The 9788-nt window shown below is 34.3% G+C and carries 9 protein-coding genes; 1 reads left to right on the forward strand and 8 read right to left on the reverse strand.

Going from position 1 to position 9788, the window contains the following annotated elements; translation table 11 throughout:
* Positions 1-65: 65 nt before the first annotated feature.
* The 4 genes from EKG35_RS14060 to EKG35_RS14075 form a co-directional block, all read right to left on the reverse strand.
* On the reverse strand, positions 66-2687 hold the full coding sequence (locus EKG35_RS14060; RefSeq protein ID WP_126295186.1) for a DUF2309 domain-containing protein: 2622 nt from the start codon (positions 2685-2687) through the stop codon (positions 66-68).
* Positions 2684-4219, reverse strand: a complete 1536-nt coding sequence (locus EKG35_RS14065) for an NADH dehydrogenase subunit 5 (RefSeq protein WP_126295187.1) — start codon at positions 4217-4219, stop codon at positions 2684-2686. Before EKG35_RS14065 ends, EKG35_RS14060 begins: the two co-directional genes overlap by 4 nt.
* A 416-nt stretch (positions 4220-4635) precedes the next feature.
* The gene (locus tag EKG35_RS14070; RefSeq protein ID WP_126295188.1) at positions 4636-5307 is read right to left on the reverse strand and encodes a DUF1129 family protein; all 672 of its coding nucleotides are present in this window, start codon (positions 5305-5307) and stop codon (positions 4636-4638) included.
* Complete coding sequence (locus tag EKG35_RS14075; RefSeq protein WP_126295189.1) at positions 5304-5633, reverse strand: PadR family transcriptional regulator; 330 nt, start codon at positions 5631-5633, stop codon at positions 5304-5306. Before EKG35_RS14075 ends, EKG35_RS14070 begins: the two co-directional genes overlap by 4 nt.
* A 223-nt stretch (positions 5634-5856) precedes the next feature.
* Between EKG35_RS14075 and EKG35_RS14080 the strand changes: the two genes are divergently transcribed.
* Complete coding sequence (locus EKG35_RS14080; RefSeq protein WP_126295190.1) at positions 5857-6633, forward strand: enoyl-ACP reductase FabI; 777 nt, start codon at positions 5857-5859, stop codon at positions 6631-6633.
* 100 nt (positions 6634-6733) lie between these two features.
* Here the strand turns inward: EKG35_RS14080 and EKG35_RS14085 are convergent, their stop codons facing one another.
* The 4 genes from EKG35_RS14085 to EKG35_RS14100 form a co-directional block, all read right to left on the reverse strand.
* A complete protein-coding gene (locus EKG35_RS14085; protein ID WP_126295191.1) occupies positions 6734-7342 on the reverse strand; it encodes an ABC-2 transporter permease in 609 nt (202 codons plus the stop codon).
* Positions 7323-8204, reverse strand: coding sequence for an ABC transporter ATP-binding protein (locus EKG35_RS14090; protein ID WP_126295192.1), 882 nt, complete (start codon positions 8202-8204; stop codon positions 7323-7325). The genes EKG35_RS14085 and EKG35_RS14090 overlap by 20 nt, the downstream gene beginning before the upstream one ends.
* Complete coding sequence (locus EKG35_RS14095) at positions 8204-8581, reverse strand: GntR family transcriptional regulator (RefSeq protein ID WP_126295193.1); 378 nt, start codon at positions 8579-8581, stop codon at positions 8204-8206. The genes EKG35_RS14090 and EKG35_RS14095 overlap by 1 nt, the downstream gene beginning before the upstream one ends.
* A gap of 256 nt (positions 8582-8837) precedes the next feature.
* A complete protein-coding gene (locus tag EKG35_RS14100; RefSeq protein ID WP_126295194.1) occupies positions 8838-9530 on the reverse strand; it encodes a TlpA family protein disulfide reductase in 693 nt (230 codons plus the stop codon).
* Between the last annotated feature and the right edge of the window lie 258 nt (positions 9531-9788).

Genomic DNA, 9788 nt, shown 5'->3' on the forward strand with positions numbered 1-9788 from the left:
ACATAACCTAAAAAATACTTCTTCATTAATTAAATAAGTTGTAATTTTTGCTACAGACAATTTAGTTAATGCCAACTTTTCCAATTCCCTTCTGGATCAATAGAAGCAAGTCGAATCCATCCATTACGAACCTTTTGAAGAAATGTTTGATTTTGATCAAATAGTCGTTCCACATGCTCTTTTGGTGCTTCAATCACTACTAGCAGTCTTAGTGGATCATGATACCCCTCTTGATCTGACTGCATTACCGACTGCCAAGGAAGACCACTTAATAGGTCACTTGCATTGCCCTGCATAACCCCAATTCCAGCAGTAGCTGTTTGGGTTGTTTTATTTCCACTTCCATAATAATGAGGAACAACAGTGGAAGCGTAATATTGCAGATTAATCCATTGAGCAACTGTTGTAGGGCCAGAAATAATATTTCCGAGTATCGTGCCGTCTTCATCCTTGTGCCAGTTATAGCTGTGTAGAAAAGTTCTTCCATCTAAATTATAGTTTCGAGTAAGCTCCCGATTTCCAATAATAAAAGCTGCATTACGCGCCAGCCCCCATTCTGGCCGTACTTCACTCCAATCCTCTCCCAAGCGTTGCGCTTCTGCCTTAGGATTCTTGGAACTAATTATACTACTAGGTAATTTTACAATTCTTTCAGTAGTAGCTTGGTTGCTCACCTCTGGCAATACTGCTTGGATGCAGTCAAATGCCTCCTTTGCCTTATTTGAAAGTTCAGGAACATATATCCACTGTAGCTCATCCATTGTTGTAATATGCTCCGCAGCTGCAAAGACGGTCTCTTTTGGAATACAAATTCCATCCTCATTGAGAGCTTTTCTAACCTCTGGAAGGTTACACAAAGTTGCCAATACTCTGGCATTAAATCCACTAGATGCCCCCCCACATGCACCACAATCTAATGCAGATGCATATAAATTGTTCGTACTGTGACTGCCATGACCACAAATCACTACTAAAGGCGCAAAATCTTCTATCAAGCCCATCATGTTCAATGCTTGCCGAGTATAATGAACTTTCTCTTCTTCAGTGAACCCAATAGGCAACTCTGTTTCTGAGGTTTGTATACGATTAAGTGATAATTGTGTAGATGGTTTGCGAAGCCATGCTTCTTTAGTTTTTCGGAATAGAATACCTGTACCTCTTGGAAAAAAACTACGAGCTATTGTTTGTAAACTTAACCATGCACCAGTTATTTCAGGCAATATCAAACTTGAAGACATATTGTATTTCATCTTTTTGAATGTGTTGCTTAGTAAACTAACCGTTTGCTGACGTTGTTGATATGATTTGAAATTAGGCTCTGACGAAAATTCATTCACTCTAAATTGTGGTTTAAACAAAATAGGCAAGGATGGATGACTGTGTCTGCTACCTAGTTGACATGTTTCAATCGGTAAACCGAAAAAGCCAGCTGTTCCAAAGGTCTCAAATGGACCTGCTTCTTCAAGCTTACGACGAAAAGGCTCTGAACGCACATCGATACAAAATGCAAATTGGGCCAATGTTGGCTTTACATTTTCTTCTGCATTGCGCGACTTTGAACTAATGATATTCATCAACTGTGCTTCGTAAGTATGTTCCCATGCCTCAAGCAAAATACGATTACGAACAATTTGATCAAAATCATAGGCTAAAGTCAATCTAGCTTTGATTTCTTTTTGAGATAACTGTAACCAAGTTTTGATAGGCAAGTTGCCCCAATTAGCCCAGGATACAATCAATGATTCTAAAAGTTCTATGTTATCTTCAGTTTTTTTCTGTGGTAAAGGAAGATAAGGTTTGACAAGTGCGTACTCCATACAAATTCGGACTGCTAAGTACTCTGTTAGCAAGTTCATATCCTTATCGTATTGCTGTGAGCGCCAAAGCATCATTCCTGCCCATCCTGGTAAAGCGAGTAAATGGGCTTCTAAATAATCTTGAATCTCTAAAAAAGAAATTTCTAAGCCCAGCAATGCTTCCATTAAAGCTTGATCGGCCTCTCGTGGTAAATCATTTAATCTCTTACGTATACTAGAACTTACAGCTGGATCATAATGGACTAGGCTCCTCCATGAAGAATAAAAACCTTTTTCCCGATTTGGCATAGACCAAGCAGCCTGAGATTCATCCAAAAATAATTTACACCACTTTATCATTTGTCCATTAAGAATTTGGGTTATTTTATCGCTGCTTTCTTTATCTATTCGTTTACTATATGTTTGGACTGTATGTTTTTTGGGAATTTCATATTTTAAACGTAGTAGTTCCTTTGCTATTCTCCTCAGCTCAGTTTTTGGTGAGTATTCGAATGTTTGTTTATCTTGAAAAAGAGCCGCTCGACAGTATTGAATTGCAGCTCCACCAGGTAAATCGAGTGACTTCATATCAAGCCATTGTTGAAGTCTAATTTCAATAAATTCTTGATTAATTTCTCCCCGTTTAAATGCAGACTCTAACACAGAATGACTAGGATAAATATCTATATCACTAATAATTTTAAGTCGTCGTGCAACTTCTTCGAACGATTGCTGCTCCATATCTGCCCAGGGGTTGTGTGCAGCGAATTTCGTTATTGGTCCTACTGGCATAATCACTTTACTTGCGGATTTCACAAAATCATTAATATCTAAATCAACATTACTAGGACTTTTTTCTAAACTTAGAGCTTTCACAAATGTTGTGTTCAACGTAACTTACCTCCTTGAGAAAACATTTGTGTCAAATAACTTGGATGACTTTCGATGACATCATTATGAGGCTCCCCTAACCGTACAAGCCAAAGATAAATAATTGCATAAAATCTAGATAAATGTTTGCGTGTTAGCAAAATAGCTACTACACTAGCGAACAGCAACATTAGTACTATCAATATGGCTGCAATGAATGGTGACTGTATACTTTTTTGAACTGTTCCATCTAAGACACTATGTAAAAGATGATGGATGAAAAAATATACACTGCCTCCCCCTACTAATATGAAAAATCCTGCTACGCGCCCAGTTCTGCTCAAGCCAAATGCCACAAGTTGTATCCAAGCTAAAGATACTGACCATCCCAAAATAAAGGCACTTACTAATTGGTAAACCTCTTCAGGAGAAGTAAGCCAGTATCCAATCCCTACTAGAATACCTACTAGACTTCCTGTAATAATCGTTAATAATGACAATGGTTTTTTCGTATTAAAGCTAGACACATTATTTTGGAATACTGAACCGGCTTGTAAAAAAAGCGTAGACTTAAATAAACCGTGCAACACCGCATGAATAATGGCTGCTAAAAAAGCACCTAATGCACATTGGATTAACATAAATCCCATTTGTGCAATCGTAGAACCAACGAGCTGTCTTTTATAATCAACTTGAACCAACATAATTCCAGTACCTATTAACACGGAAATACTAGAAAATACTAATAAAATAATTTGTACTAAATTCCCTTGAAAAATAGGAGCAAAAAGTGTTAACACTATTCCACCAGCGTTGACAATGCCCGCATGCATAATTGCAGAAATCGGGGTTGGGGCAACTACTGAATCTAATAACCACCGTTGAAACGGAAACTGTGCAGCTGGAATTACAACAGCCACTATTATCAGCAAACTAATGCATGTTCTCTCCCATGAATCAAGCTGTAAAAGACTTTCTGAAGTAAGTACATTCGATAACTGCCAATGATTCGTTGCTTGAGTTAGCCAGACAATTGCAATCGTTAATATTCCCCAACTGAATGCAAATAATAGACCACAAGTCTTTGCTGCATTTCTTGCTACTTCCCATTGCTTTTTTAATCCTATAAGCAAAGTTAGCCCTAGTAGTGTAGCTCCCCAACAAAGCAATAACAATCGAAGATCATTACTAAGCCAAGCAACTGAGTCAGCGATTGTAGTAAATGTCAACAAAGCAAAATATTTTCGATAAGAGCTGTCTCCAAGTAAATAATGAATACAAAAACGCTGAACTATTAAGCTGACAGTTAGTACAAAAAAAGCTACTAGCCACGTTAAGGCATTAAAATGTAACGGACCAACAACTATCGGTTCATTATTAAAAAAAAGTGCTAGTAAGGCAACAAAAGGCGGCAAAGCGCTTAAACCAACATGTATATGAGTAAAAGATAAGGGAGTCTTTGAATATAAAAGGATTAAACAGCTCATTGCAGAAATTGCAAGGAGTATTAAAAATACCACTGGTAATAAACCAGAATCCAAGGAATTTAACATTTATCTTTCCCCACTGAAAATTGTTGAATGTAAGTAGCTGACATATCGAACATATAATTCATATCTCCCTGCTTCATAACTAATCATTCCTTTCTAAAAGGTTATTTTTTAAAAGAAAAAAACCGACAATTTCTAAAGTTATGGCATATATAGCCAATAAACTTTGAAAATTGTCGGTTTACTTTTAACTAACCTAAGCTAGGTTTTTTAAATAGTCTACCCTTTATATACATAGCTTTTTCAAGTTTTCTACTTCGCTTTTTTAAATAGTCAATATCAAATTATTAACTATTGTACTAAAGTTAGTATAAAACTAGATAAAATTTATTTATGATTTTAAATTCTAATATTTAGAAAACATTCTGTCAAGTTCAATGTAATTGGACTCTTCCAAATAATGATAAAAACATCATCAGTTATTTTGCTTCACGTGATTTTTTTAAGATGTAAGCAGCTAACAAAAAGAAACAGCCAAGACCAAACCCAGTATATTCGTTTATTTGAACAATTGGTCCAAACGGTTCAAGTGAAATATTTATGAAGAGTACAATCGCCCATATAGAACCAATTAAAATGCCTAGACTCCATAATACGCTTCCCTTGTTTTTTGCACGATTGAATGCATTCTTCTTTAACATTACAAAAACAAAATATACTATAAGAAATAAACTTCCCGCAACACATAATGCAGTAATAGCTGCAGTTCCAATATGAATGGTCTGTTCTTCTTTTGAAATTAGTGGCAAAAATCCCCATGCAACTAAAAACCATCCAAATAAAGTTAAAACATTTTCAAACGCGAATTCTAAAACTTCCTTCATGGATTCTTTAGGCAATGATTCTATAATTTCTTCTGCAAGTTGTTGAGGAGATTTGCCAAACACCTGTTCAGCAGTTTTCCCTTCCTTCTGCGCTTCCAATAGGTGATCAAGCATCTCTAATAAAATCTCTTCAGTGGCACGTTCTTTTCGAAACAAATTTGACCGAATATAAACTAGTAAATTTTCATAGTAGTTTTCATTTTCCGGTAGTAGTAGTTTTCGTTTCTCATTATTTTGTTTAATAAGCTCTTTCACTGTTAACGTCATCTTTCATCACTCCCTAGGATATTTGAGATTGGCGTTGCTATTTGATTCCATTCTTTGCGAATTATTTCCAGTGCCTGTTTTCCTTCCTCTGTTATGCCATAATACTTTCGATTGGGCCCAGTTTGAGACGGTCTCATTTCTCCAACGATGAATTTATTTTTCTGCAATCTTAACAATACTGGATAGATTGTTCCTTCACTTACATCCTCTAATCCTTCTGACTGCAACTTTTTTGATAATTCATAGCCATAAACTTCTTCCTCTTCAATTATTGCAAGAACACAACCATCTAAAATACCTTTTAGTAGTTGGCTTCGAATAGACACTCCTTATCCCCCTTTCAAGTTTTACATTATAGTAAATTAAAATCTATCTTGTTATACAAAGTAGTTAGTTATACTATATTGCATAACAATATAGCTGTCAACTATTTTGTTATGCAAGATACTACTATATAGACATTGATTTTTATATTGTGAACTGTTAAACTCATAATTAGTAGTTGGTACTAATAACTGATATTATTTTAATAGAAGAGAGGTTTGTTAAATGGACTTATTACAAATAAAAGATAAAACAATTGTAGTTATGGGAGTAGCAAATGAACGAAGCATTGCTTGGGGAATTGCAAAAAAACTTTTAGAAGTCGGCGCGAACGTTATTTTTACATATCGCAAAGAGCGTTCAAAAAGTAAAATTGAAAAACTTTTAGCAGACTATACAGAGCACACGACTGCTACCATTGAATGTGATGTAAATAGTGATCAAAGCATTGCAAAAGCATTTACTCAAATTGGGGAACAATTTGGCACTATCCACGGAATTGTTCACTCTGTTGCATTTGCACATGCAGAAGATTTAAAAAATCGTTTTGTAGAAACGACACGCGAAGGCTATGCCTTTGCACAAGATACTAGTGCATATTCATTAGTAGCAGTAGCTAAGGCTGCACTTCCTTACATGACTGAAGGTGGTTCAATTGTAACAATGAGTTACTTAGGTGCTCAACGTGTTCTTGATGGCTACAATGTAATGGGTGTTGCAAAAGCTGCACTTGAAGCTGCAATGCGTTATCTTGCAGCTGATCTTGGTGCGGAAGGCATTCGCGTTAATGCTATCTCAGCTGGTGCTATTCGTACATTAGCAGCTAAAGGCGTTCCAAGCTTTAATACAATTCTGCATAAAATCGAAGAAACAGCACCTTTAAAACGTAATACAAACCAAGAAGAAGTGGCAGATATGACACTTGTTATGTTAAGTCATCTATCTAGAGGCGTAACAGGAGAAACAATTTACATCGACTCAGGTTACAATATCATGGGATAAAAAGTTTTAAAAATAGTAAAAGGGCACTACAATTGTGTAATGCCCTTTTGTAATTTTTATAGCTTTTCTAATAGTAAATAATATGTGTATATTACTTAATTTAAAAAACTTTTTTACTATAAATTCGAATGGAAAACAGCCATGAAATAATATAGAGGAGCATTACCGAAAAAATAATCAGTAAATACATTTGAGTATTACTGAAAGATAACATAATTTGAATTAAATCTCTTATCCTATCATTTAAATCGACAATAAATGTATTAACAATAACCATATAAATAACAAAAGAAACACCAAATCCAATCAATAAATACTGACTTTTAAAAAAATATGAAAATGGAAAAGCGAGTGATATAAATATACCAACAATACTAATAGTGATTAAAATTTGTTCCCGTTGAAGTATTTCTTTATGAATAACCAAATTCCCAATAAAAATTGTAAACAAGACTAGTAAAGTAAAAACGCACGCACTAATATATTTTGAACTAACAATCTCTTTTCGTGTATACGGCAATGAATTTAATAAAAGATTGATTGAAGATTTTTCATCAAATGCAAAAGCATTCATAATGACTACGACACAAAAAACTATAGATACCCAAGTTACAGAAGAACCTGATAATAAATAGATTATTAATAAAGGCAGCATAATTAATAGTGTATTTTTCTGTAATAAAATGTCTTTACGAACGAGATTCAACATTTTCTTCTCTTCCCTTCTTTGTATACAGCATTATATCTTCAAGTGTCGGTTTCTCCATAATAATTGCTTCTCCGAAAATATCCTCAATTCGTTTTTTATTTGCCGTCAAAGCTTCAAATCCATGATTAGATTTTCTAATAGCGATAAATTCGCGTTCAGTGTCGCGGTCTAATAGATTCGTTCCGCCTTTCACAATTGCATATTCTTCCTCAATTTTATAATACTCCTTCGTAAAAATATGTTCTCCGTTGTGAATAAACGCTATATAATCAGCTATCCGATCTAAATCTGTTGTAATATGTGTTGAAAAAAAGATGGTTCTTTCACCATTTTGCATAAGGTCATGGAGAATATCTAGTAGTTCCCTACGATATATTGGATCTAATCCTGATGTTGGTTCATCCATGATAATTAGTTCAGCATGATGTGACAGCGCAATAGTCAAAGATGCCTTCATCATCATTCCCTTTGAAAGGTGTTTTATTTTCTTGTTTAATGGTAGTTCAAATTTTTCTACGTAATGATTAAAAAGCTCATCGTCCCACTTTTTATAAGCAGGTTTAACAAGTTTCTTCATTTCATTTAATGTTATATTTTCATAAAAAATATTTTCATCAAATACAAAGCCGATTCGTTGCTTTATTTCTTTCTCGTGCTTTTTGTAATCCAATCCAAAAATTGAAATGGATCCACTATCTGGTTGTAACAAATTTAAAATCAACTTGATTGTAGTGGACTTCCCTACTCCATTACCACCAATGAATCCAGTAATAAACCCTTTCTTAACCGATATATTTAAATCTTTCAGTTGAAATCCTTTAAATACTTTATTTACATCTTTTAGTTCAATTACATTTTCCATCATACGTCCTCCTTATATAACATCGTAAGAAGCTCCTTTAATTCCGCTAATTCAATACCTATTTCTTTACTATTTTGTATGGCTGCAATTAACTGTTCTTCTATCACTTTCAATTTCCGTTCCCGAATCATTTCATTATTTTGTTCAGAAATGAATGAACCTTTTCCAACTACTGAGTAAATAAAACCGTTTTTTTCTAATTCCTCATAGGCACGCTTTGTTGTTATAACACTTATGTCTAAATCCTTCGCTAGTTGTCTCATTGAAGGTAAAGATTGTCCAGCCTGCAGCTCATTCGTCAAAATTTGTTTTTTTATCTGAGAATAAATTTGCTCATAAATTGGTTCCTTTGAATTATTAGAAATGATAATTTGCATGCAAATACCTCTTTTGCAATATTGTATATATACTATATATACAATATACACACATTGTGAATGATTTACAAATATTTTTTCAAAAAATTGGTTCAATGATTTTATAATTTTGATACTTTACAATTTCTACAAACGGATATTACTTGCTATGCTAGTTGTTATCAAAATAAAAAAGACATATGTCCTTTACAGAACATATATCACCTTTGAATTATATTAAGCTTATTAATAAACTCAATTTTCTTTACCTACAAAATTATTTTACACCTAATTTTTCCTCCAGCATTTCTTCTGTTACAGGTCCGATTATTTGTTCAACCAAAAATCCTTCTTCATTAACAATCATACTTGTTGGGAGTGTCAAAATTTCATAGTTAATTGAAACTTGCCCCTTTTTATCTAGTAAAATAGGCATCGTCAAATGGAAATCGTTAGCAAACTTTCGAATTGGTTCAATTCCACCTTCTTGATCCGTTAAATTGACCGCAAGAATAACGGCATTGTTATCTTCTGCATGCTGTTCATAATAATTTTGTAAAATCGGCATTTCTTCAGTACAAGGTGGACACCATGTTGCCCAAAAGTTTATTAAAATTTTCTTTCCAAGGTAATCCGAGAGTTTCAATGTTTTCCCGTCCAACGTCATTAATTCGAAATCTGGAGCTGGTATATTTAAAGCCGATACTTCAGGCTGCTGTTCCATATGTTCATGATCGTGACTATATAGCACAGATTCATCAATATCAACATAGAAACTCCCCGCATCACCCTGATTATCTTCTACTTGTCCTACTGATGTATGTATTTCTTTCTCTTTTATTACTGGTTGATTTACTTCATTCAGGGCTTCTCCACCATTTTCTTCTTTGTGGAAATTTGAGATGATGCTCCATACAATCGCTAATAATAAAACTGCTGATAATCCAATAGACGTCAAGTATCTTATCACCCTCGACTCTCCTAACCTCTTTTTCTATAATATATGAATAAAAAAATGAGAGATGATGTAATTTGCAAAAATAAACAATCATGAGTTTTTTACACCCAACCCTGGCATGAAAATAAGTACCTTCGGTTCATAATGGTAATGACACAAACAGGATGTAAGACGTGGCTTTTTTTGGTGGCTTTGACCCTGTAAAATAAACTGTTTGAGTGAATTTGGTGTTCAACCCTTTGTTAGCTCCACTTGATAGTAGGATGACTA

Source organism: Lysinibacillus telephonicus, from assembly GCF_003966145.1.
Lineage (GTDB): Bacteria > Bacillota > Bacilli > Bacillales_A > Planococcaceae > Ureibacillus > Ureibacillus telephonicus.

Excerpts from the sequence above, each read along its gene's own strand:
- EKG35_RS14065 (WP_126295187.1), bottom strand. The coding sequence starts at position 4,219 with ATGTTAAATTCCTTGGATTCTGGTTTATTACCAGTGGTATTTTTAATA.
- EKG35_RS14070 (WP_126295188.1), bottom strand. The coding sequence starts at position 5,307 with ATGACGTTAACAGTGAAAGAGCTTATTAAACAAAATAATGAGAAACGA.
- EKG35_RS14080 (WP_126295190.1), top strand. The coding sequence starts at position 5,857 with ATGGACTTATTACAAATAAAAGATAAAACAATTGTAGTTATGGGAGTA.
- EKG35_RS14085 (WP_126295191.1), bottom strand. The coding sequence starts at position 7,342 with ATGTTGAATCTCGTTCGTAAAGACATTTTATTACAGAAAAATACACTA.
- EKG35_RS14090 (WP_126295192.1), bottom strand. The coding sequence starts at position 8,204 with ATGGAAAATGTAATTGAACTAAAAGATGTAAATAAAGTATTTAAAGGA.
- EKG35_RS14095 (WP_126295193.1), bottom strand. The coding sequence starts at position 8,581 with ATGCAAATTATCATTTCTAATAATTCAAAGGAACCAATTTATGAGCAA.